Here is a 25,115-nt window from a genome sequence, read left to right on the forward strand (position 1 = left end):
CAGGAGTAACCAGCATGTCGAACGAGGAAAAGCTCCGCGACTACCTCAAGCGCGCCACCGCCGACCTCCGGCAGGCGCGGCGGAAACTGGACGACGCCGAGGCCCGCGAGCGCGAGCCCATCGCGATCATCGGCATGGGCTGCCGCTTCCCCGGCGGCATCGACTCGCCGGAGTCCTTCTGGCAGCTGCTCGAAGAGGGTCGGGACGCGATCGGCCCGTTCCCCGGCAACCGCGGCTGGGACCTGGACGGTTGGTACTCGGCGGACCCGGACGCGCCCGGCCGCAGCTACGTCCGCGAGGGCGGCTTCGTCCACGACGCGGACCGGTTCGATGCCGAGCTGTTCGGCATCTCGCCCCGCGAGGCCACCGCCATGGATCCCCAGCAGCGGCTCCTGCTGGAGACCTCCTGGGAGGCCGTCGAGCGGGCCGGGATCGACCCGCACGCCCTGCGCGGGACCCGCACCGGCGTCTTCTTCGGGGTGATCTCTCAGGACTACGGCCCCCGGCTCCAGGAGGCTGACGAGCAGTTGGGCGGCCACCTGCTGACCGGGACCACCACGAGTGTGGCCTCCGGGCGAGTGGCGTACGCCCTGGGTCTGGAGGCGTCCGCCGTCACCGTCGACACCGCCTGCTCGTCGTCGCTGGTGGCGCTGCACCTGGCCGTTCACGCGCTGCGGCGCGGCGAGTGCACCATGGCGCTGGTCGGCGGCGCGTCGGTGATGCCCACGCTGGGCGCCTTCGTCGAGCTGAGCCGGCAGCGGGCGCTGTCCCCGAGCGGGCGCTGCCGGGCCTTCGCCGCCGGGGCCGACGGCACCGGCTGGGGCGAGGGAGCCGGCGTGCTGCTGGTCGAGCGGCTGTCCGAGGCCCGGCGGCTCGGACACCCCGTGCTGGCCGTCGTTCGCGGCTCGGCGACCAACCAGGACGGCGCGACCAACGGGCTGAGCGCCCCGAGCGGCCCGGCCCAGCAGCGGGTGATCGAGCAGGCCCTGCGCAACGCCTGGGTCTCCGCCGACCAGGTGGATGTGGTCGAGGCGCACGGCACGGGCACCGAGCTGGGCGACCCGATCGAGGCGCAGGCGCTGCTCGCCTCCTACGGGCGCACCCGGAGTGCGGAACGGCCGCTCTGGCTCGGGTCACTGAAGTCGAACATCGGTCACACCCAGGCTGCTGCGGGGGCCGCCTCGGTCATCAAGATGGTCATGGCCCTGCGGCACGGCGCGCTGCCGAAGACCCTGCACGTCGATGCGCCGTCCCCGCACGTGGACTGGTCGCCGGGCACCGTACGGCTCCTCACCGAGCAGGTGGACTGGCCGGCCGGTGACCGGCCGCGCCGCGCGGGGGTGTCCTCGTTCGGGATCAGCGGCACCAACGCGCACGTCATCTTGGAGGAGGCGCCGGCGGCCGACGACCCGGAGGAAGCGCCCGCCGAGCCGCAGTCGCCCCCGGCCGTCGTCCCGGTCCCGCTCTCCGGCAACGGCGCGGAGGCGCTGCGCGCCCAGGCCCGGCGGCTGCGCGACCACGTCCGGGCGAACCCGGAAGCCGGCCTGGCCGGCCTCGGCGTCGCCTCGGCGACCACCCGCGCCGCGCTGTCGCACCGGGCGGTGGTGGTCGGTACGGACCTGGCGGAGCTGACCGCGGGCCTGACCGCGCTGGCCGAGGGCGCCGAAGTACCGTCCCTGGTCACCGGGGTGGCGGGCGGTGACCGCCGGTCAGTCTTCGTCTTCCCGGGCCAGGGCTCGCAGTGGCCGGGGATGGCCGCGGACCTGCTGGAGACCAACCCGGCGTTCCGCGAGCAGGCCGAGAAGTGTGTCGAGGCGCTCTCCCCCTACCTCGACTGGTCCCTGTGGGACGTGCTCCGCGATGTGCCCGGGTCCCCGTCGATCGACCGCGCCGACGTCGTGCAGCCGCTGCTCTTCACCGTCATGGTGTCGCTGGCCGCCGCCTGGCGCGCCTACGGTGTCGAGCCGTCCGCCGTGGTCGGCCACTCCCAGGGCGAGGTGGCCGCCGCCTACGTGGCCGGCGCGCTGAGCCTGCCCGACGCCGCGCGGCTGATCGCGGTGCGCAGCCGGCTGTGGGGACGGCTGGTGGGCAACGGCGGCATGGTCTCGGTGTTGGCTCCCGCGGCCAAGGTCCGCGAGTGGCTGGAGCCGTGGAGCGACCGGATCGCAATCGCCGCGGTGAACGGGCCGGCCACCGCCACGGTGTCCGGTGACCCAGCAGCTCTGGAGGAGTTCGGGGCCAGGCTGTCCTCCCTCGGCGTGCTGCGCTGGCCGCTTCCAGGGGTGGACTTCGCGTCGCATTCCCCCCAGGTCGACGTCCTGCGCGAGAGCCTGCTGAGCGAGTTGGACGAACTCCGCCCGCAGAGCGGCGAGATCCCGTTCTGCTCGACCGTCACCGGCTCCGTCCTGGACACGGCCGGGCTCGACTCCGCGTACTGGTTCCGGAACATGCGCGAACCGGTGGAGTTCGAGCGCGCCACCCGTGAGCTGCTGACACAGGGTCACCGAGCGTTCATCGAGATGAGCCCGCACCCCCTGCTCGCCCCCTCGCTGCTGGAGGTGGCCGAGGACGAGTCGGTCGAGGTCGCGGTGATCGGCTCGCTGCGGCGCGAACACGGCGGCGCCCGGCGCCTGCTCACCTCGGTGGCCGAGGCGTGGGCCGGTGGCGTCGCGCTGGACTGGTCCGCGGTGCACGAGGGTCACCCAGCGGCGGCCGCCGACCTGCCGACGTACGCGTTCCAGCGCCAACGCTTCTGGGCCGAGCCCCAGCCGGCCGCGCCTGCGGCACGGCCGGAAGGCCCCTCGGACGCGCGGTTCTGGCAGGCGGTGGAGGACGGGAACGCGGCCGGCCTGGCCCAAATTCTGGGGCTGGGCCAGGAGGACGAGGGCGGCGCGCTCGCGGCCGTCGTCCCGGTCCTGTCTGCGTGGCGCCGGCAGGAGCAGGAACGGTCCCGGCTCGATGCCTGGCGCTACCGCATCGGCTGGCGGCCGGTCGACGCACCTGCCCCGGCCCTGTCGGGCAACTGGCTGGTGGTCGTGCCCGCGGGACACGAGGGCGACGCCCAGACCGAGGCGGCGCTGAGCGCCCTGGCCGCGCACGGAGCACGTCCGGTCCGTCTGATCGTCGACACGGTGTCCGCCGAACGCGCCGACCTGGCCGCGCTGCTGCGCGAGGCCCCCGCGGAGCCGCTCGCCGGTGTGCTGTCCCTACTGGCGCTCGACCGGCGCGCGCACCGGGCGTCCCCGCTCCTGGCGGCAGGCGTGGCGGGCACCCTGGCGCTGGTGCAGGCGCTGGGCGACGTGGAGATCGAGGCGCCGCTGTGGTGCGTCACCGACGGTGCCGTGGCGGCACACGCCGACGAGGCGGTCTGCACGGATCAGGCGCAGGTCTGGGGTCTGGGCCGGGTGGTCGGCCTGGAGTACCCACGCCGCTGGGGCGGCCTGGTGGACCTTCGGGACCCGCTGGACAAGGACGCCCGGCGTCGACTCGCCGGGGTGCTCTCGGAGACCGGTGGCGAGGACCAGGTCGTGGTGTCCGCCACCGCGCTGCTCGCCCGCCGGCTGCTTCCCGCGCCGGCCGCCGACCGCCCGGTGGTCCGCCGTTGGACGCCCCGGGGTACGGCACTGGTCACCGGCGGCACCGGTGCGCTCGGCGCACACGTCGCGCGCTGGCTGGCCCGCGGCGGCGTGGGGCACCTGGTCCTCACCAGCCGGCGGGGGGCCGACGCTCCCGGGGCCGCGGCGCTGACGGCGGAGCTACAGGAGATGGGCACCCGGGTGACCGTGGCGGCCTGCGACGCCACCGACCGTACGGCGCTGGCGGACCTGATCGCCCGCGTCACGGCGGACGGATCGGTGATCCGCACCGTCGTGCACACCGCCGGTGTCGGGCAGTTCACCCCGATCGATGAGACCGGCCAGGACGAGTTCGCGCAGGTGCTCGCCGCCAAGGTCGCCGGCGCCCGCAACCTGCTCGACCTGGTGGACCGCACCGAGCTCGACGCGGTCGTCCTGTTCTCCTCGATCGCCGCCGCCTGGGGCAGTGGCAACCAGGGCGCCTACGCGGCCGCCAACTCCTGCCTCGACGGGCTCGCCCAGCACTGGCGGACGCAGGGCGTGCCCGCCACCGCGATCTCCTGGGGCGGCTGGGGCGGCGAGGGGATGGCCGCGAACGACCTGATGGAGGATCAGATCCGGCGGCGCGGGATCTGGAAGATGGACCCGGACCGGGCGATCGCCGCCCTCCAACAGGCGCTGGAGAGCGACGAGACCTCGCTGGTCGTCACGGACATGGACTGGGGGCTCTTCGCACCGGCCTTCACCGCCGCCCGCCCGAGCCGGCTGTTCGACGAACTGCCGCAGGTCCGGCTGGCGCTCGGTCAGGACGCACCCTCCGACGAGGAGCGGACGGACGGCGGCCTGCCGCTCCGGGAGGAGCTGCGGGCCCTGTCCGGCATCGACCGGGACCGGCGCCTGCTCGACCTCGTGCTCACCCACGCCGCCACCGTGCTCGGCCACACCGGAACCGACCGGATCGCCCCCGGCCAGGCGTTCAAGGCGGTGGGCTTCGACTCGCTGACCGTCGTGGAACTGCGCAACCGCCTGCGCAAGGCCACCGGCCTGCCGCTGCCCACCACGGTGATCTTCGACTACCCGACGCCGAACGCCCTGGCCGGCCGGCTGCGCGAGCTGCTGATGCCCGCCGAAGCCGACCCTGCCGGCCCCGCCGACGAAGAGGAGCAGGCGGTCCGCCGTGCGCTCGCCGCCATCCCGATGGACCGGCTGCGGGCGGCCGGACTGCTCGACCAACTGCTGCGGCTCGGCTCCGCTGAGGAGCTGGCCCCCCAGCCGGCCGAGGCCGAGCAGATCGGCTCGATGGACGCCGAGGCCCTGATCGCGATGGCCCTGCAGAAGGCCGGCTCGTGACCGGCGCTGAATCGAACACGGAAGCGGAGAAGAACATGACGGCCACGTCCACCGACCGGGTCGTGGAGGCCCTGCGGGTCGCCCTGCAGGACAACGAGCGGCTGCGCCGGCAGAACCACGACCTGGCCGATGCCGCCCAGGAGCCGATCGCGATCGTCGGCATGAGCTGCCGGTTCCCGGGCGGGATCAGCAACCCCGACGAGCTGTGGGACCTGGTGGACCGCGGCGTCGACGCGCTGACACCGTTCCCCCGGGACCGCGGCTGGGACGTCGATGCGCTGTACGACCCCGAGAGCACCCGGCCCGGCACGACCTACACCCGGGAGGGCGGCTTCCTGCACGACGCCGCGGAGTTCGACCCCGGCTTCTTCGGTATCTCACCGCGCGAGGCGCTGGCGATGGATCCCCAGCAGCGGCTGCTGCTGGAGGCCTCGTGGGAGGCGATCGAGCACGCCGGGATCGACCCGCTCACCCTGCGCGGCAGCCGCACCGGGGTCTTCGTCGGCGGCCGGGCCCTCGACTACGGCCCCCGGGTGCACGAGGAGGTGCCGGAGCACCTCGCGGGCTACCTGCTGACCGGCGGCTCCCCGGCGGTGACCTCCGGCCGGGTGTCGTACGTCCTGGGCCTGGAAGGGCCCGCGCTGACGGTCGACACGGCCTGCTCCTCGTCGCTCGTGGCGCTCCACCTCGCCGGCCGGGCGCTGCGCGACGGCGAGTGCTCGATGGCCCTCGTCTCGGGCGTCGCGGTGATGGCCACACCGGGGGCGTTCATCGAGTTCAGCCGCCAGCGCGGGATGGCCCCGGACGGGCGATGCAAGGCGTTCTCAGCCGACGCCGACGGCACGGGCTGGGGCGAGGGCGTGGCCGTCCTGGTCCTGGAGCGGCTCAGCGACGCCCGGCGGCTCGGGCACGACGTCCTGGCCGTGGTCCGCGGCAGCGCGGTCAACCAGGACGGCGCCAGCAACGGGCTCAGCGCACCCAGCGGCCTGGCCCAGCAGCGGGTAATCCGCGAGGCCCTGCGGGACGCGGCGCTGACCGTCGCCGACGTCGACGTGGTCGAGGCCCACGGCACCGGCACCAGGCTCGGTGACCCGATCGAGGCCGAGGCCCTGCTCGCCACGTACGGGCAGCGGGGGGCCGACCGGCACCCCCTGCTGCTGGGCTCGATCAAGTCCAACATCGGCCACACCCAGGCGTCCGCCGGCCTCGGCGGGATCATCAAGATGGTGATGGCGATCCGGCACGCCACCGTCCCGAAGACCCTGCACGTCACCGAGCCCACACCGCACGTGGCCTGGGACTCCGGCGCGGTCCGGCTGGTCACCAAGGCGACCCCGTGGCCCGAGACCGGACAGCCGCGCCGGGCGGCGGTGTCCTCGTTCGGGGTCAGCGGCACCAACGTCCACGTCATCATCGAGCAGCCTCCGGCGCAGGCCGAGACCGAGACCGAGGCCGCCGCCCCGACGCCGACGGACCGGCCCGCCGCGGCGCCCCTGGTCCCCTGGCCGCTGTCGGCCGACCGGCCGGAGTCCCTGCGGGCCCAGGCCCGCAGGCTGCACGGCTGGGCCGCCGCCCGCGACAGCACCCCCACTGATGTCGGCCACTCGCTGGCGACCACCCGCCCCGCCCTGGAGCAGCGCGCGGTGGTGCTCGGTGCCGACGAGAACGAACTCCTGGCGGGCCTCGCCGCCCTGGCGGAGGGCCGCCCGTCACCGCACGTGGTGCTGGGATCGGTGCGCCCGGAGGCGAAGACCGCCTTCCTGTTCACCGGTCAGGGGGCGCAGCGCCCCGGCATGGGCCGGGACCTCCACCGCCGCTTCCCGACGTTCGCCGCGGCCTGGGACGAGGTGACGTCACACCTCGATCCGCTGCTCGGCCGCCCGTTGGCCGAGGTGGCGTTCGCGGACGCGGGCACCCCGGAGGCGGAGCTGCTGAACCGCACCAACTGGACCCAGAGCGCCCTCTTCGCGTTCGAACTGGCACTGTTCCGGCTGCTGGAGGGCTTCGGCGTGCGCCCGGACGTGCTGATCGGCCACTCGATCGGCGAGCTGAGCGCCGCCACTGCGGCCGGGGTGCTGTCGCTGCCCGACGCCGCCGCCCTGGTGGCGGCCCGGGGGCGGCTGATGGAGGCCCTCCCGGCCGGCGGTGCCATGGTCGCCGTCCAAGCGTCCGAGGACGAGATGCTGCCGGTCCTGGCCGGGCACGAGGAGCATGTCGCGATCGCCGCGCTGAACGGGCCGCGCACCACCGTCATCGCCGGGACCGAGTCCGCGGTGCTGGCGATCGCGGCCCACTGGACGGAACTCGGGCGCAAGACGCACCGGTTGAAGGTCAGCCACGCGTTCCACTCCCCCCTGATGGAGCCGATGCTCGCCGAATTCCGGTCCGTCGCCGAGCGTGTCACGTACCACCCGCCGACGATCCCGATCGTCTCCAACGTGACCGGCGGGCCGGCCGGCCCCGACGAGCTCTGCTCCGCCGACTACTGGACCCGTCACGTACGGCTGCCGGTGCGTTTCGCGGACGGTATCCGCACAGTGCTCGGGCAACAGGTGGACCGGTTCGTGGAGATCGGACCGGACGCCGCGCTGTCCGCCCTGGTCGAGCAGTGCCTGCCGGAGGAGCAGCGCACCGACCGGTACACCGTCGTGCCGGCGCTGCGTCGCGACCGTGCCGAGGAGCAGGGGCTGTTGACCGCGCTCTCCACGCTGCACGTCCAGGGCGGACGGGTGGACTGGTCCGCCGTGCTGGCGGACCACCGCCCCCGCCGGGTCGCGCTGCCGACCTACGCCTTCCAGCGTCAGCGGTTCTGGCTCGACGACCAGGCACGCTCCGCCGACCTCGCCACCGCCGGTCTCACCACGGTGGACCACCCGCTGGTGAGCGCCGGTGTGCCGCTGGCCGACGGGCGGGCCGACGTGTTCACCTCCGTGCTATCGCTCGCGCGGCAGCCGTGGCTGGCCGATCACACGGTGCAGGGCACCGCCATCGTGCCCGGGACCGCCGTCGTAGAGCTGGTGACCGGCGCCGGCCGCCGGCTGGGCTGCGAACGAGTGGCCGAACTCACCGTCAGCACCCCCCTGGTGGTGCCCGACGGGCCGGGGATCGCGATCCAGCTCGTCGTGGAGCCTGAGCAGAAGGGTGTCCGGGCGTTCACGCTGTACAGCCGCCCTGCAGCGGCGCCGGCCGACGACCCGCAGGCCGACCTGCCGTGGTCCGCGCACGCCGAGGGCCTGCTGGAGCCCCGCTCGGCACAGGCCAACACCGCCGCCCGTCCCGGCGGCGATGTCCGGCGACCGGAGGGGGCGGCCGAGGTCGACCTGGACGACTTGCTGGACGGCCTTGCCGAGACCGGCTTCGGCTACGGCCCGTCCTTCTTGGGGCTGCGCGCGGCCTGGCGCTCGGGGAACGAGCTGTTCGTCGAGGCTTCCCTGCCTCAGGAGGCACGGCAGGAGGCCGCCTCGTACACGGTCCACCCCGCGCTGCTCGACGCCCTGCTGCGGCCGGTGGCGCTCGGGGCCCTGGCGGAGACCGGCCCGGACGGGACCATGCGCCGCTACGGCCTGCCCTACTCCTGGACCGGCGTCTCCTGGTGGACGGGCGGCGCCGACACCCTGCGGGCCCGGTTCCGTCCGGCCGGGGCCGACGCGGTCTCGGTCGAGGTGACCGACGGTTCGGGTGCCCCGATCGGCTCGATCGACGCCCTGACGCTGCGACCGGCCCGGCTCGGGGACCTCGTCACCGCGCCGCCGGTGGTGGAGCGCTCGATGTTCCGGCTCGACTGGACGCCGGTCCCGGCAGCGGCCGACGCGCCGCTGCCGGACCAGTGGGCCGTGCTGGACCCCACGGTCGCCTTCTCCGCCGACCCGTCCGACCGGTCGTCCCCGGAGCCGTTCGCAGAGCTCCGCGCGCTGCGCGCGGCCATGGACGCGGGCTGGCCGGCTCCGCCGGTCGTCCTGCTGCCGCTCGCTCCGCGCCCGGCGGCGACCACCGCACCGGCCGAGGCCGTACGGGAGCAACTCGACCGCGTCCTGGCCGTGTTACACGACTGGGCCGACGACGACCGGTTGACGGCGTCCCGGCTGGTCGTCCTCACCGCGGGCGGCGTCGCCACGACCGATGCCGAGGTACCGGACCCGGCCCAGGCCGCCGTCTGGGGTCTGGTGCGTTCGGCGCAGGCGGAGTACCCCGGACGGATCGTGCTGCTGGACCTCGCACCGGCCGACCGGACCCCGGAGAGTGCGACCGGTCTGGCTGCGGCCGCCCTGGCGGGCGACGAGCCGCAGCTGGCCGCACGTGACGGCCGCCTGTTCGCTCCCCGGCTCGCGCCGGCCGCCCGGACGGCGTTCGGCGAGGCGTATCTCGACCCCGAGGGCACCACGCTCGTCACCGGCGGCACCGGGGCGATCGGAGCCGCCCTCGCCCGGCACTTGGTACGCCACCACGGCATCCGCCACCTCGTCCTGACCAGCCGTCGCGGTGCGGAGGCCGAAGGCGCCGAGCAGCTACGCGCCGAGCTGCGGGAGCTCGGGGCGGAGGTCACCCTCGCAGCCTGTGACGTGGCGGAACGCAACCAGCTGGCCGCGCTGCTGGCGACGATCGCCCCCGAGCACCCGCTGCGCTCCGTCGTGCACGCCGCGGGCGTGGTGGCCGACGGCACGGTCGCCTCCCTGGACGCCGGGCGGTTCGACACCGTGCTGCGGGCCAAGGCGGATGGGGCGTGGCACCTCCACGAGCTCACCCGCCGGCTGGATCTCTCAGCCTTCGTCCTGTTCTCCTCGGCGGCTGGCGTCCTCGGAAGCCCCGGCCAGGGCAACTACGCCGCCGCCAACGCCACCGTGGACGCGCTCGCCGCGCACCGCCGGGCGGCCGGACTGCCGGGGATCTCGCTCGCCTGGGGCTGGTGGGACCAACAGGACGGCATGGCCGGGCGGCTGAGCGAGGCCGAGACCCAGCGCATGGCCAAGGCCGGTCTGCTGCCGCTCACCGAGGCGGAGGGCCTGGCACTGTTCGACGCCGCGCTCGGCGCCACCGCGTCGGACACCGTGCTCGTGCCGATGCGGGTCGACCGGGCGGCCCTGCGGGGGCAGGCGAACGCCGGGCTGCTCCCGGCCGTCCTGCGGGGCCTGGCTCCGGCCCCGCGGACCGCCGCGCCGACGGACCGGACGAAGGACGGCGTCGAACTCCGCGACCGGTGGGCGACGCTGTCCGAGGAGGAGCTCGACGCCGAGCTGAGCCACCTCGTCGCCACCACCGTGGCCTCCGTCCTCGGCCACTCCGACGCCGGGGCGGTCGACACCACCCGCGGGTTCCTGGACCTGGGCTTCGACTCGCTGAGCGCGATGGACCTGCGGGGCCGACTCGGCCGCGCGACCGGTCTTCGCCTGCCCGCCACTCTGATCTTCGATCACCCCACCCCGGCGGCCGTGGCCGGTCTGATGCGCGAGCAGCTCAGCGCGGACCTCGGGCGGCACGAAGCGGACCGGCTGCGGCAGGAACTCAACACCCTGGCTGACCTGTTGGCCGACCACCCGCCGACGGACGAGGAGCGGCAGTACACCGCCGCCCGGCTGCGCGCGCTGCTCCGGGAGGTCGAGGGCACCGTCGAGGCGGAAACCCCCGACGACGACGTCGCCTCGGCGAGCGCGCAGGAGCTGTTCGACCTGCTCGACGCCCTGTGAACCGCGCCTCCGTCAATCCCGATCGGTCCAGCGGGACCGGTGATCTCATGAGCTGGGAGTGCTGAATGGCCGAGAACAGCATGATCGCTGACGAACAGAAACTGATGGAGTACCTCAAGCGGGCCACGATCGACCTGCGCGAGACCCGGCGCCAGCTGCGAGAGCTGCGGGACCGGGAGCAGGAGCCCCTCGCCATCGTGGGCATGGGCTGCGCCTACCCCGGCGGTGTCCGCTCGCCCGAGAACCTGTGGGAACTGGTGTCCCACGGCGTGGACGCGGTCTCCGGGTTCCCCACCGACCGGGGCTGGGACCTGGAGAACCTCTACGACCCCGACCCCGACGCCCTGGGCAAGTGCACCACGCGCGGCGGCGGCTTCCTCTCCGAAGCGAGCCACTTCGACACGAGCGTCTTCGGCATCTCGCCGCGCGAGGCGCTGGCTATCGACCCCCAGCAGCGGCTGCTGCTGGAGTGCGCCTGGGAGACGTTCGAACGCGCCGGCATCGACCCGCGCAGCGTGCGCGGCGCCGATATCGGCACCTACATCGGCGTGATGTACAACGACTACGCCTCCCGCCTGCAGCCCGCACCCGAGGGATTCGAGGGATTCCTCGGCAACGGCAGCGCACCGAGCGTAGCCTCCGGCCGGGTGGCGTACACCTTCGGGCTGGAGGGCCCGGCCGTGACCATCGACACCGCGTGCTCCTCCTCGCTGGTGGGCCTGCACCTGGCCGCCCGCGCCCTGCGGCGCGGCGAGTGCTCGATGGCGCTGGTCGGCGGCGTAACGGTGATGTCGACGACCGGGCCGTTCGTCGAGTTCAGCCGCCAGCGCGGGCTGGCACCGGACGGCCGCTGCAAGGCGTTCTCGGCGCACGCGGACGGGACCGGCTGGGGCGAGGGCGTCGGGCTGCTGCTGGTCGAGCGCCTGACGGACGCCCGGCGCAACAACCACCGGGTCCTGGCGGTGGTGCGCGGCACTGCCGTCAACCAGGACGGTGCGAGCAGCGGGCTCACCGCGCCCAACGGCCCCGCCCAGCAGCGGGTGATCCGACGGGCACTGGCCGACGCCGGTCTGTCGGCCGGCGAGGTGGACGCCGTCGAGGCGCATGGCACCGGCACCACCCTGGGCGACCCGATCGAGGCCCAGGCGATCATGGCCGTCTACGGCACGGAGCACACCCCCGAGGCGCCGCTCCGGCTGGGCAGCCTGAAGTCGAACATCGGCCACGCTCAGGCCGCGGCCGGCGTCGGGGGCGTGATCAAGATGGTCATGGCGATGCGCCACGGCCTCCTGCCGCAGACCCTCCACGCGAGCGAGCCCAACCCGCTCATCGACTGGTCGGACGGGACGGTCGCCCTGCTCAACGAGGCGGTGGCGTGGCCGGAGACCGGTCGCCCGCGGCGCGCCGGTGTGTCCTCCTTCGGGGTCAGCGGAACGAACGCGCACGTCATCGTCGAGTACGACCCCGAGCCGCTCCCGGATCCGGCCGCGCCAGCCGCTCCGGCCGCTCACGCACCCGCGACGCGCAGCGGCGACGAGCCGGCCGTACTCGGACTGCCGCTGTCCGCGAACGGCCCTGAGGCACTGCGGGCGCAGGCCCACCGGCTGCACGAGGCGCTGACGCACCGTCCGGACCTGCCGCCCGTCGGCGTCGCGCACGCGCTCGCGACGACCCGAACGCTCTTCCCGCACCGAGCCGTGATCATCGGCGGCGACCGGCAGGAGCTGCTGACGGGCCTGGAACGGCTGGCCGCCGACCAGCCGTCCCCTTCGGTGGTGCGCGGAGCGCTGGAGCCCGGCTCGCCCGGCCGCCTCGCCATGCTCTTCTCCGGACAGGGATCGCAGCGGCTCGGCACGGGACAGCAGCTGTACCGCGCGTTCCCGTCCTTCGCCGAGGAACTGGACAAGGTCCTGGCCCAGGTCGACCGGCACCTGGAGGTCCCGCTCACCACGGTGCTCTGGTCCGAGCCCGGCTCGGAGCAGGCCGGTCTGCTGAACCGGACGGACTTCACCCAGCCCGCCCTGTTCGCCGTGGAGGTCGCCCTCTACCGCTGGTTCCACCGGTTCGTACCGCAGCCGGACTTCGTCATCGGCCACTCGATCGGCGAACTGGCCGCCGCTCACGTCGCCGGGGTGTGGTCGCTGGAGGACGCCGCGGGACTCGTCGCAGCACGCGGACGCCTGATGCAGGGCTTGCGGCCTGGTTCTGGCGCCATGCTTGCCGTGCAGGCGACAGAAGACGAGCTGCAGCCGCTGCTGGCCCGCACAGCCGGTCGGCTGGCCCTCGCCGCCGTCAACGGCCCCACCTCCACGGTGGTCTCGGGTGACCTCGACGCCGTGCGGGAGGCCGAGTCGTGGGGCGGACAGCAGGGCCGCCGGATGCGGCGGCTGCGTGTCAGCCACGCGTTCCACTCCCCCCACATGGACGCCATGCTGGACGACTTCCGGGCCGTGGCGGACCGGCTGTCCTACAGCCCGCCGCGGATTCCGGTGGTGTCCAACGTGACCGGCCGACCAGCCCGCGACGGGGAACTCACCGATCCGGCGTACTGGGTGCGGCAGGTCCGCGAGCCGGTGCGCTTCCACCCCGGCGTCCGCAGCCTGGCCGCCGAGGGCACCCGTACGTTCCTGGAACTCGGCCCGGACGGCATCCTGGCCTCGATGGTGCCGGCCTGCCTGGCCGGCCTTCCGTCCGCCGGACCGGTGGCCGCGGTACCGGCTCTGCGGCGCGACCGGCCGGAACCCGCCACCGCGCTTGCCGCCCTGGCCCGGCTGCACGTCCGCGGCACCCCGGTCGACTGGGCGGCCCTGGGCGGCGGCCCGGCGGGCACCCCCGTGGACCTGCCGACCTACCCGTTCCAGCGGCGGCGCTACTGGCTCGACGCGGTCACCCCTGCGGCGGCCGGCGCCGGGACGCAGCCGTCCGACCCGGTCATGCGCTTCTGGCGGACCGCCTCCGAGCAAGGGCCCGAGGCCGCAGCGGAGCTGCTGGGCCTGAGCCCGGAGGCTCCGCTCAAGGAAGTCCTCGGCGCACTGGCCCTGTACTCCCCGGACGAGGAGGAGCCCACCGCGTACGCCCCGGAGACCCTGGACGTCACCGCGCTGTCCGGAGAGGAACGTTACGCCGCGCTCCGGGAGCTGACCTCGGCGACCGTGGCCGAGGTGCTGGGGCACGAATCGCCCGGCGCCATCGACACCACGGCGGAGCTGCTCGACATCGGGATCACCTCCCTGATGGCCGTGGAACTGCGCGGCCGGCTCGGCGAGCAGCTCAGGCTGGAGCTGGAGCCGACCCTGGCGTACGACTACCCGACCGTCGACGACATCGCCCGGCACCTGGACGAGGAACTGCAGCAGGCCCGTCCGCTCACGGCCGCTCGGCCGTGACGCTCCCTCACGACGTGACCCCTGACGACGCGCTTCCTCAAGACGCACCCGAACCACACGATCCTAAGATCGGGAACGAGGATCCGATGAACGACCCCCACCTCGGGGTTGGCTGGCTCCGGCGGTTCCACGCCAGGCCCGAAGCCCGACGGACGCTGGTGTGCTTCCCGCACGCCGGCGGCTCCGCAAGCGCCTACTTCCCGCTGTCCGAGGCACTGGCCTCGGCGGCAGACGTCGACGTACTCGTCGTGCAGTACCCGGGCCGCCAGGACCGGCGGCGGGTCCGGCAGGTCGGCATCCACGCGATGGCCGATCAGATCGTCGATGAGCTGGCCGCGTTCCGCGACCGCCCGATCGCTCTCTTCGGCCACAGCATGGGCGCGACGGTCGGCTACGAAGTGGCTCGCCGCCTCCAGCAGCACCCGGGCTCCTTCCCGGACCTGCTGATCGCCTCCGGCCAGCGCGCACCCGAGCGGCAGAGCCGCCGTCCGGTGCGCGAACTCCACGCGGACCACGAGTTCGTCGAGGAACTGGTCGAACTCGGCGGCACGGACACCCGGTTGCTGACCGACCCCGACCTGTTGTCGATGTTCCTGCCGCCGCTGCGCGAGGACTACGCGGCGCTGCGCGCCTACCGTCACCGGCCCGGCCCCCGGCTGCGCTGCCCGGTCGTGGCGCTCACCGGCGACCGCGACCCGCGCGTGAGCGTCGAGGAGACCGGTGAGTGGGCCGCCACCACGGACAGCTCCTTCGAACTGCGGGTTTTCCGGGGCGGCCACTTCTACCTGGAGGACCACCGCCTCGAATTCCTCGACACCATGGCCGACTTACTGAAGCGCTACCCACCGTCCTGCGCCGAGGAGCCCATCGCGCTCGTCGACGGTTTCCTGTCCCCTGCCTCCCGACCCGTGAAGTGAGACGATGGCCCACCAGACCGAATTCACCGCCGAGCTCCTCCACTACGTCACGAAGGTGTCCCTCCGCGACGATCCGATCCTGGCTGAACTCCGCGAGCTGACCAACGAACTCCCCGGCGGGACTTCGCTCCAGGTCATGGCAGAGGAGGCACAACTGCTAGCTCTCCTGGTCCAGTTGACCAACGCGACCACCGTGCTGGAGATCGGCACGTACACCGGCTACAGCGCCCTCTGCATGGCCCGGGCGCTCCCCTTCGACGGGCGGCTCGTCACCCTGGACATCAACCCGAAGTGGATCGAGGTGGCAACCCCGTACTGGCAACGAGCCGGGGTGGCCGACCGGATCGAGCCCATCGTCGGCGACGCGGCCGCGAGCCTGGAGCTGTTGCGTGCTGATCGCGGCGAGGAGAGCTTCGACCTCGTCTTCGTCGACGGGGACAAGGCCGGCTACCCGTCCTACTACGAGAGCGCCCTGCGCCTCGTCCGGCCCGGCGGGCTGATCGTGCTCGACAACACCCTGTTCTTCGGCCGAGTGATCGACCCAACCGTCCAGGACAGCGATACCCAGGCGATCCGCGATCTCAACGAGAAACTGCGGGACGACGACCGGGTGGACCTCAGTCTGCTCGTTATGGCGGACGGGATCACCCTGGCCCGCAAGCGGGGCCGACGCGCGATGCCGGCCCGGTAGGGCCCCGTCACACCGTCATATCGGCCAGCCGGTCCATCGCCCGCGTGAACAGCTCGCGGAGGTCCGGCTGGCCGTCCTGCTCCGCCCAGTACAGCAACACCTCACTGGCGACCGCGACGAGCACCGCTGCAGCAATCCGAAAGCTGTCATCGCGTTCGTTCCGGCCGACTCGTCCGGCCAGCAGGGCGGCAAGCGCGACCACCCACTCCTGCTGCAACTGCCGCATGCGAGTGCCCAACGCCCGAACCTCGGCCGCCAACTTGATGCGGGCCAGCATGGCGTCCCGATCCTGACTGACCCGCCGGTCGAGCAGGTCGAGAACTGCGCTCCGAAATACCTCTACGACAGGTTCGTCGACCGGACGACGCGAGATGGCTTCCTCCAGGAAGGGACCGTAGTCGTCGCCGAACACCACGTCTTCCTTCGTGGGGAAGTAACGAAAAAACGTGCTCTGCGAGATCTCGGCCACAGCGCACAGCTGATCCACGGTCGTGTTCGTATATCCCTGCTCGACAAACAGCCTGAGGCCCTCCCGCTGCACCAACTGCCGCGTCTTGTTCTTCTTCCTCTCCCACAGTCCGAGTCGAACGGTCATGTTTTTGCTCTCTCCTACCACGAATACGCGAGAGCGCCCTGGCCAATCTCACGTTGCTGAACGATCGCACGGGGAGCGCATGGACGCTTGAAGCCTGTCAAGGGGGATGCAACTTCTCAAGAGGGAGTCTCACGGCTGCGAAAACGGCGCAACCGCCTGCGAGAGGCCGGCTCAGCGCTCCCGGCCCGCCCTCACCGACACGGCACGGACGCCGCTGAGCGACATGATGCGGCCGTCCATTCGGCCGGGCCTGCGCGACACCCTCGCTTGACCACCATGAAGTCACCACCTACCAGAGGTGCCCGCCATGCGACGCGGAGCTCGAACCGGTTCGGGTATCGGGAGGTTGGCAAGACTGCCGCCAGCGGCCTCCTGGGTACGGATGCGTCGCTTGCAGTTTTTCCGTCGGGCCCTGCGCGCCGACCTTCCTCCCACATGACCCAAACGAGTCCGCAAGGGAACCAAGAATGGCCCGCACTTGACAAGATCAAGTACAGGCCATTGTGAGAAGTTGTGAGAGGCTCACATCGACGCTGTCGCATCGTCAGAGGAAAACAGCCTCTGACCTGCGACTTTACGTCGGGACGACAGGATTTGAACCTGCGACCCCTTGACCCCCAGCGGTCGAAAACAAGTGCAGCTATCGTTTTCCTGTCCGATTCGTTCAGATCTGAGTCCATCTGGTCCACCTCGCATGACGCCTGATCGCACCTCATGACATCCAGTCCGTGAGAGGCATGTGAGAGGCAGGTGAGCCGCGGTGAGCGTCCTCACCGCGGCTCACCTGGCTCAAGGACCTCACTGCGCGCATGTCATAGGTGCCGCCGATCCCGACTTGAGGGACAACGCAAGAAGTGAAAGCGAGTCCGGTGATGGAGGCAGTACCGGGAATCCAGGGATTCCGTATCGCTTCTTCACCCCACCTATCATGGGAGGATTCCGGTCAGGTCGAGACTGGCATCGAGGATGTCCCGTGCGAGCATCACGATGTTGCGCGTCTGCGCGGTAAGCGGGTCAAATGTAGCGTCGGCAGGATGAGCGCCGTTTCGGGCGATCTCGCGCAGCCAAGCATCGAGCTTACGGTCGATATGTCCGCTCCGTTCGAGAAGGCGGATGACGGTCCCTCGATCTGCACCGTCGAGTTGAGGCAGGAGGCTCCCGAGGTCAGTGGCTAGGGACGGAGTCTGTCGCAGTCGGGCTGTGAGTGCTTGGTGGATGACCTCTGCGGGCAGGTCGTTCAGGAGCACGATCCGCGTGACCGCTCGGGCGTGCTCGATGATTTCCTGTGCGGTCTTGGCTGCGGCTGCTCCTAGCTCGGACCACTGGGGGAAGGCGTGCCATGGGCCCTCGTCCGGGCGCTTGTGGGCGCTGACGAGTTCAGTGACGAGGTGGTGGTCGGGCCTGAGGCGGGCGATGGCGGCAGCGGTACCAATCGGCAGCCACGGCAGGGCTCCGGGGCCGCGGCTGGTGTACGCCTGCAGTTCCGCCAGGACATCGTCAAGCCAGGTAGTAACCTCCGGGTCGGAGGCGAGATCCTCGACGAGGACGTGGAGGGTCATCCAGACGGGATAGAAGCCGCCGATAGCGGCCGTAGATCCCGTTTGGAGGGCGGAAAAGACAGCGTCACGCAGTGTCTCGACGGGCGCCTTGGTGCGCGAGAGATAGCTAAGCCCGGCGGCGCTGGTCCTAGTCTGCGGGTACTGATCAAGGAGTCCAGCCAGGTCAGGGTACGTTTCGGGGTAGTCGTGGGCGACTGCAAGGATCTCGGCAATGAGTTCTGTGCCCGCGGGGCTGTAGGGGCTCAGGCGATTGAGATGGTCAGAGCCGAATGCGTCCTTGATGGCGTTCCAGTGCTTGCACACGAATCCGAAGAAGACCTGCCGGTTCGCGATTGGATGCTGAATCACGACTGGCTTGCCGTTGGCGTCCTTGAGGTTGGTCAGTTGATGAAGCTGGCCGAGTTCTGCTAGGGCACAGAAGCCGGCCGCTCTGCGGCCTTCGTGGTCCATGCCGGTCGCGAGGATTTCTTGGGTGAACTCTTCTATCGCTTGTTCCGGGATGGCGCCAGCCTCGTGAAGCCTTCGCGCGTAAGCGGCTGCCGCAAGTAGACGGACGGTTGAGTCGGTCTCGGTGCGGTAGAGCGCGAGGATGGTGGTGACCGTGTCGTCGCCGGCGGGAAGCTCGCCGAGTTCCTCGACGAGGCGAGCGCGCAGTGGGGCGTTCAGCGGTCGGCGTGCGGCCAGCAGCTGTCGCATCTCGGCATCGTCGCGAAACCCGTATCCGATGGCCCACAAGGGAGCCTCCGGTTGGTCAAGACGGTCCAGAGCCCTTTGGCGTACTTGCTGGTCTGTGGGGAAGTGGACGAAGGCACTTGCTTCCGGATCTGACAACCACGTGCGCTGCCCCTGGGTGAGGGCCTGGGCGAGCAGGTCGGCGACTCGTGAATCGGGGGCGTTGAGTTGTTGGTTCAGGGGGCCGAGCGCCTCGATGACAGCTGCCTGGTTCGAAGCCTTCGGGGCGACTGCAGCCAGGAGGTCCAGAGCCTTGACGGGATCGGCGACGATGTCAGGGAGATAGCCGATCGCCGGGTCAGGGACCGTTTCGGAAGTGACCAGGTCGTTGAGGGCCTGGCGGGCCACCGGGTCGTGCGGCCAGCCGTCAAGAAGAGCTCTGATTGCCCAGCCCGCGCCGAAGTTATCGAGCCGGGCGATGATCTGGTCGCGGACCCAGTCGGTGCGTGCGATGAGCGAGAAGAAGTAGAGATCGCGCAGCGAGGGGGATGCCTGGGCGCGGATGAATGCCTCTACTGCAGAGACCACCTCGCCATCTGATCGAAATGCCTGTGCCAGCTGGTTCCAGGGCAGATAGTCGGTCAGCAGGCCATGGGTGTCGGCGTCCGGGCGCTCAGCCGAGAGGAGGTACAGCAGATACTGGCGCGCCTCGGGGCAGTGTGCGTAGCCCTTCAGGATGACCAGGGTGGAGGGAGCCTCGGAATAGCCGTAGCGAAAGCGCTCGTGCTGAGCGGGGTCTGCGTCCGGCTCGAAGGCATCGAAGATCGTCTGGTCGTCCGGATAGCTGTCGAACATCAGCTCCATGACGCCCTCGGACCACGCCGAGTGCCGCGGTGCGGATCGCAGCAGCTCGATCAGGGCCGCACGGTGGTCCGTGTCGGAATCGCCGCGGTGCAGGTCGGCTGCCACTGAGGCGCGCCGGACCGCGTAGTCGGGATGTGCGATGCCTGAAGCGATCAGCGCCTCCAGGCCCGGGTGGTGCGGCCATCCCGTCGACAGTGCCTCGATGGCTGCGGCGCGTCGGTCGTAGCACAGGGTTGATTCAGCGAGGCCAACGAGGCGTTGGGCCACAGTGTCGTCTGTGGCGAACTTGGTCCCGAGCAGGCCGGCTGCCATTCGCTGGGCTCTGCTGTCGTCTCGGTGCAGCGCATGCCACAGCAGGTCCAGGGTTTCTTCGTCTGCGGGCCATTCGGCTACTGCCTCCAGTGCACTGGCCGTCGTGGTGAGTGCGCAGGCTTGCAGCCAGGTGGAGAACCTCACCATGAGGTCGTCGCGGGTCTCGGGGCGTGACAGGCCAGGAACGAGTCTGCTCAGCAGTTGCAGCCGGTGGGAGAGGCGGTCGCCGAACTCGATCTCTCGGCTTACCCGATCGAGGAGCTGGCGCCTGGTGGGAGCGTCGGTCGCTCCGGCGCCGACGGCCACATCGGCCGCCAGCAGGCTAGCGGCCTCGCGCAGCAGCGGGTCGTCTTTGCCGGCTTCGTCCAGGGAATCGAAGACTGCCTTGATCTCCTGGGGGCGGATCAGGCCTCGCAGGAGGAAGCGGATCACGAGCGCCCAGCGCCGGTCGGTTACATGGTCGCAGATCAACGCGATCAGCGCCTCATGGTCCAGGGTCAGCATGCGCTCGGCGGCAAGGAACTCCAGAACGGAGCGGTGAAAGAACTGAGTCTCGTCCGGGGCCGGGCGGACCATCAGCCCGACACCGGGGCTGAGTGCATCGACGAGACCCTGCGCCATCGCGTGGGCCTGGTCAGGCGGATAGCCGATGCTGTCGGCCAGTGTGGAGCGGAACGTGCTGCGCAGTTCGTCATCGCTGATGCTGATCACGGACTGCTCCTGCATGTGCTCCGCGGCGCTCGCGCTGACCTTGCGGATGTCTGAGGCCCGGGGGAATTGGTCGGATATCTGGGAAGTGTCGATCTTGCGCCTGCGGTGGTCGCCAATCATCCGTTCCACGGCCTCGTTGAGAACGGCGTAGAGGTCCTCGGGGAATTCCGCCCTCTGCTCGCGGCTGCGCAGCAGCAGCGCGAGGAACAACGGCAGGTCCGCCAGCTCTCGCAAGTGTGGCAAGCTGCGGATCTCGCTTGCCCACTCATTTGCCTGCTGGTCGGGGTGCTCATTCACCGGCGCGAGCCAAAGGGTGATGAATGTCAGCTGCTGGTCCTGGTTGAGCGGGGCGAGTCGCGCGATCCGCCACCGCTGCTGGTCGAGAGGGAGGTCCGCGGTACTGAAGGGCCTAGAGGAGGCGACGACGTTCGCCTTCTTGGTGGAAGCGAAGATCTCGAGCCGTTCCAGGCACTGCCGAGCCCTATCAGGCGTCGCCCATTCGTCCAGGCCGTCGACGACGAGTAGCAGGCGTTCGTCGCCCAGCGCCTTCTCGATGAGCGGCCAGAGATGCCCGTGGTCGTAGGCGTCAAGCCAAGCCCGGACCGCCTGGAGCACGCTGGGCGCGGTCGATTGCTGCTTTGCCGCACCGGTCCAGTAGGCAAATGGCAGCCAGACTGGTAGCACGGCATCGAACCGTTCGAGTCGGCCCAGTTCCCGCGGGCTGTCGGTGAGAGTGTCCAGTACGAGCGTGCGCAGCAGCGCGCTCTTACCGGCACCAGGGTGGCCCATCACGAGATGCCAGGTGCCCGAGTTCAGCCAGTCAGCCACTGCCACCCGGTTCCCGACAGCTGGCGCCGTCTGCGTTGGGCTTCCCGGAATGCGCTCCAGAGCCGCCGGGATGTCCGGCGAATATCGGTTCGACCATGAGGACGGGGGTGGAACGCTTGCCTTCTGGACGGCAGGGGGCGTCAGCGATGCGAAGGCTGGCCAGGCAGCGTCGGAGACGACCACATCGGGCATGACGAAGCGGGAATCCAGGGGGAGGTGGTGGGCATCGCTGTACACGCCCCGCTCCAGGCGGCCGAAGACCTCCTTATACAGCTCCCCCATCACGCGCCGGTACTCGATCACATCGCCAGCGTCGAGTCGGCCTTCCAACGACTGTGCGACCTTCTCCCCCAGGAACACGCGCACGGTCTCACGCCCGAAGAAGTCGTCGACCAGCCTCGGCTCGTCCTTCAGCAGAGCGCTTAGCTCTGCCTCGTCCCACGGTTTGAAGCCAATGCCCTTCTTCGCGAGACGCTCTTGCTCCTCTTGAATGCGCCGTGCGGTGCCCGTGGGTTCCAGGTCGGCAGTCACCGCGAGTACGAACTCTTTGGCCGTTGCGGCCCACTCGCCTGCCAGGAACTTGTCCACAGCCTCGGTGATCTCGCCGGGAGTGAAGGCGTCACTGCTCCGCTTGCACTGAATCACCGCGTATGTGCCGTCGTGCCGGCGGGCGTAGAGGTCGATGCCGTCCTGGGCCTGGCCCGGGACGCCGAAGATCCTGACGTCTTCCACGGCACCCTGCAGGCGTGCCAGCCGGTGGCACAGGCGCTCGAAGTCCCGGGGCGCGAGGGAACCGAGTCGCAGTCGCTGCGGACGTGTGCTCACTGGGGTCTCTCCACAGCCCTCGGGAGGCGTCCCGAGATACGTCAGCGCGGCATCGTCCCGAGTCCCAGTTGCCATTCGCTCATCCTGCCACCAAGGTGAGCGCCTGCGCAGCTCACGCGCGGCAACCTCATTGCGCGCCCCTCAACTTGGCTCCCAGCACGAGCGCGCTCTGGGCTGTCGGAGCCGCGGCCACGGCGCCCGAGGAGCGGAGCTGTCGGGTCTGTCCATTGGACAGACCCGTAGCACGCGGGGCGCGCCTCGGCAGCGTGGTTCTCCCGGGCAAGCTCGTCGGCAGCGGGCAGCAGACCGGACACCCGGAGGACTTCGTCGTAACCGTCGCCGACCATGCCGTCGTCGACACGAACCACCAGCGCCGTCAGCGGCGGATCACCACGCCGATGCGCTTCCCGTACGACACTTCCGAGTACCGGTCCGATCCAGAAGTACTTTGTGCTTGCTGCGGCGAAAGAGCGCCACCTCGATCTGGTCAGGCCGGACGGATCGTTGCCGCGCGAGGTCGTGAACAACACCAAGGTACTGCCTGTACTGGTTCGTCTTCCAGCCGCTATCGGGCCATCTCTCATCGACAAGCTCAAGCTCCTTGAGCACACTCGAGACGAAGCTGTCGAGGATGAGCGGACGGTGAGGCCCTGGCACGGCCCCGCCACCAGCGAAGTACAGCACCTTGGTGAAGAACGCTGGCCCCAGATGCGGGATCTTGTGGTCGTTGTTAAGTGCCCAATACGCCTCCGCTGCCCCCTTCTCACGAAGTGCCGTCAGCGCCGCACCGAGACGCGCGTCGAACTCCGCAGCGGAGATGTGGGCAAAGATCTGACCTCGTCGCTGGACCCCACGGGCCTTGGTGCCCGTACCCCAAACGAGCGCGGCAACGAGTAAGTGCCGGTTGGTCTCGGCCGTCCCAGCGCGGCAGGCGATAGAGAACACGGTCCGCCGGTCGACACGCGGCCATCGCGCCACGCGCGGACAGTCGTTCAGTTCGGGCGGCCACCATGTGGCGTCAGGCAGCAAGGGGATCCAGCGGTTCTTGTCAAAGGGGATCGCCTGGCTGAGCACCGCGTCGAGATCCGGGACCGGGAAGTCGTCCGGCATTGCGTTCACACCGCCCTCCATCAACGCCGTATGTCCATATAGCTGAGGTACTCGGCACGGAGCGCATCAACTTCGTGGCGATGCGCGGTGAGGAACCCTCGGAGAGTCATGAGGCGCCCGTTGTAGCAGAGGCTCTGCCAAGCCGTAATGAACTTCTCCGGATCGTCGGATGAAATGCGCATCGGCTGCCCATCCCCGACCAGCCAGAGTCCACGTTCATCCTCGGGAGCTGGTGATCCCGGGCCGTCGCTAACGATCTCAAGCAGCGCGTGGCGCAAGCCCAAAAGGCCGAGCAAGTCCTGGTCGTACTCCCAGGTGACACCGCCGTACTGAGTCGTCATCCACTTGATCGGATCGCGGTACACCAAGTGGACCATGTCGAGGAAACCTGGAGCCCCGTAACCGTCCGCGCACAGCATGCCCTGGGCAACAGACCGGGTGCCGTCGGAAAACTCGGCAGTGGCAATGACACTCGGCTGCCACCGGTCCAGCTCGTCCGGCCAGCCGTACACGATGGTCTGCACGAGATCACACGGGTTGTAGACGAGCAGCGTGACATCGACGTCGCCCGGCTGCTGCGCAACCCGCTCAAGCCACGCTCGCACGAGCGTCTCCCACGCCGGATTGCCGCCGAGGCTGTTCATAGCCTGGTTCACGAAGCTTCGCCAACGGGTGGCGATCCGCGGGTTGGCGGACCCAGCGAACGTGAAGTGACCGTCACCGCGATCGTTACCTGACAGCATGCGCAGCCAGTCGCGCTCCTCGTGTACCCCGTTTGTCTCAGCGAACGCTCCAGTGCCCCGATAACCGGTGACCTCCCAGTTGGGGTCAGTCAGCAGATTGCCCAGCAGTCCGGGGAACGCCGACTCCACATCCACGCAGCGAACGCGCGCATTGATCTCACACAACGCCTGGTACTCGGCGGGGTGCTCCACCGCGTAGGGGTCCGACGAGTACTCATCCTCTGCCAGCTCCAGGCTGACATCTGCCGGCTGCACCGTACCGATGCCCAGATACAGCCCATAGTGCGCGACAACCGTGTTCAGGGCGCCCACGCGATCAAAGTTCGCAGCCAGCAGGTTGGTTGCACCGACCTCAGCCGCGATCTGTCGGATCTGCCGCCATCCTCGGTCGCGTTCCTGGGGACTCGCATAGAGGTAGATGCCATGCACGGGCGTGACATACCGCTCGGGCGACTCGGGCAGGAGCGCGACACGGTCAGCACTGAGTCGACCATCGACATCCACGAGTAGCTCGTAGCCGCGAAGGTCATGGCTCCAGTCACGGGCCATGTTGCTCACCGGAACGAGCAGTTCCGTCCAGTCAGTCGAAACGATGAGGGCACGAATGCGATCGGGGGCAAGCTGCTTGTCCCGCTGGAGCAGCTCCGCATACTTCGCGATCTCGTGCAGCGCCTGACGCGAACTGGACCTCTCGCGCTTCAGCTCGATGATCACCCAGAGCCCGTGTCGATCGCGAGCGAGGATGTCGATCCGGCCCCTCGTCTCGAGTGGGGCATCGCGCAGCGGAAACTCGCATCGGACCAGACTCAAGCCTGGCTCCAGAACCTCCAGTTGGGTTGCCAGGCGATCCCTAAGCTCACTTTCGAGTAACGACGTCACAAGCGAAAACAGTAGCGCTGCGCGCTGACATAGTGCGGCGGCGGGACCCTGGCCACCCTGCCCTGGCTCCACGCCGGCGAGTCGGTCATCCTGTCCGGCCCTGGGCGGGCAAGACCTACATCACCCAAGCCCTCGGGCACCTCGCCATGCGCCAAGGCGCGAACGTCCGCTTCAACAAGGCCAGCCGCGTCCCGACCGAGCTTGCCGACGGCCACGCGCCGACCACACCTGGGACAAGCGAGGGCAAGCGCCGTACCTGCCGGCGTGTGGTTTCGCCAGCCGTGCGAAGGTGACCAGAGGGTTGAAGCGGGTGCTGGACGGTTAGGTTCTGTCCGGCGGATCACGGTCTGAGCCAGAGGCGGATCGAGGCCACGACGATGGTGCCGTGGAAGACGTAGGCGCGCTTGTCGTAGCGCG

General features: G+C 70.4%; 8 protein-coding genes and 1 pseudogene. 5 read left to right on the top strand and 4 right to left on the bottom strand.

Annotation, left to right across the window (positions count from 1 at the left end; genetic code table 11):
- Positions 1-23: 23 nt before the first annotated feature.
- The 5 genes and pseudogenes from ACIA8Q_RS32195 to ACIA8Q_RS32215 all read left to right on the top strand — a co-directional run.
- Positions 24-4,925: pseudogene (locus ACIA8Q_RS32195) on the top strand (type I polyketide synthase); the annotation flags it as partial.
- Between the two features lie 35 nt (positions 4,926-4,960).
- Positions 4,961-10,606: a type I polyketide synthase gene (locus ACIA8Q_RS32200; protein ID WP_396318183.1), complete on the top strand. Its 5,646-nt coding sequence runs from the start codon at positions 4,961-4,963 to the stop codon at positions 10,604-10,606.
- A 101-nt stretch (positions 10,607-10,707) separates the two neighbouring features.
- The gene (locus ACIA8Q_RS32205; RefSeq protein ID WP_396318189.1) at positions 10,708-13,992 is read left to right on the top strand and encodes a type I polyketide synthase; all 3,285 of its coding nucleotides are present in this window, start codon (positions 10,708-10,710) and stop codon (positions 13,990-13,992) included.
- A gap of 86 nt (positions 13,993-14,078) precedes the next feature.
- A complete protein-coding gene (locus tag ACIA8Q_RS32210) occupies positions 14,079-14,909 on the top strand; it encodes a thioesterase II family protein (protein ID WP_396318184.1) in 831 nt (276 codons plus the stop codon).
- A gap of 4 nt (positions 14,910-14,913) precedes the next feature.
- A complete protein-coding gene (locus ACIA8Q_RS32215) occupies positions 14,914-15,600 on the top strand; it encodes an O-methyltransferase (protein WP_396318185.1) in 687 nt (228 codons plus the stop codon).
- A gap of 7 nt (positions 15,601-15,607) precedes the next feature.
- On the opposite strand, the gene ACIA8Q_RS32220 is transcribed toward ACIA8Q_RS32215, so the two are convergent.
- The 4 genes from ACIA8Q_RS32220 to ACIA8Q_RS32235 all read right to left on the bottom strand — a co-directional run bounded on the left by ACIA8Q_RS32220 (position 15,608) and on the right by ACIA8Q_RS32235 (position 24,770).
- Positions 15,608-16,195 (bottom strand): TetR family transcriptional regulator, encoded by a 588-nt coding sequence (locus tag ACIA8Q_RS32220; protein ID WP_396318186.1) that lies wholly within the window; start codon positions 16,193-16,195, stop codon positions 15,608-15,610.
- 926 nt (positions 16,196-17,121) lie between these two features.
- Positions 17,122-21,966, bottom strand: coding sequence for an NACHT domain-containing protein (locus ACIA8Q_RS32225; protein ID WP_396318187.1), 4,845 nt, complete (start codon positions 21,964-21,966; stop codon positions 17,122-17,124).
- A 387-nt stretch (positions 21,967-22,353) separates the two neighbouring features.
- On the bottom strand, positions 22,354-23,076 hold the full coding sequence (locus ACIA8Q_RS32230; protein WP_396318190.1) for a hypothetical protein: 723 nt from the start codon (positions 23,074-23,076) through the stop codon (positions 22,354-22,356).
- A gap of 20 nt (positions 23,077-23,096) precedes the next feature.
- Entirely contained in the window at positions 23,097-24,770 is a 1,674-nt protein-coding gene (locus ACIA8Q_RS32235) for an endonuclease NucS domain-containing protein (RefSeq protein ID WP_396318188.1), read from the bottom strand.
- Positions 24,771-25,115: the final 345 nt, after the last annotated feature.

The sequence above is a fragment of the Kitasatospora sp. NPDC051705 genome (assembly GCF_044453265.1).
Classification (GTDB): domain Bacteria; phylum Actinomycetota; class Actinomycetes; order Streptomycetales; family Streptomycetaceae; genus Kitasatospora.

Excerpts from the sequence above, each read along its gene's own strand:
- ACIA8Q_RS32220 (WP_396318186.1), bottom strand. The coding sequence starts at position 16,195 with ATGACCGTTCGACTCGGACTGTGGGAGAGGAAGAAGAACAAGACGCGG.
- ACIA8Q_RS32215 (WP_396318185.1), top strand. The coding sequence starts at position 14,914 with ATGGCCCACCAGACCGAATTCACCGCCGAGCTCCTCCACTACGTCACG.
- ACIA8Q_RS32210 (WP_396318184.1), top strand. The coding sequence starts at position 14,079 with ATGAACGACCCCCACCTCGGGGTTGGCTGGCTCCGGCGGTTCCACGCC.
- ACIA8Q_RS32200 (WP_396318183.1), top strand. The coding sequence starts at position 4,961 with ATGACGGCCACGTCCACCGACCGGGTCGTGGAGGCCCTGCGGGTCGCC.
- ACIA8Q_RS32230 (WP_396318190.1), bottom strand. The coding sequence starts at position 23,076 with ATGCCGGACGACTTCCCGGTCCCGGATCTCGACGCGGTGCTCAGCCAG.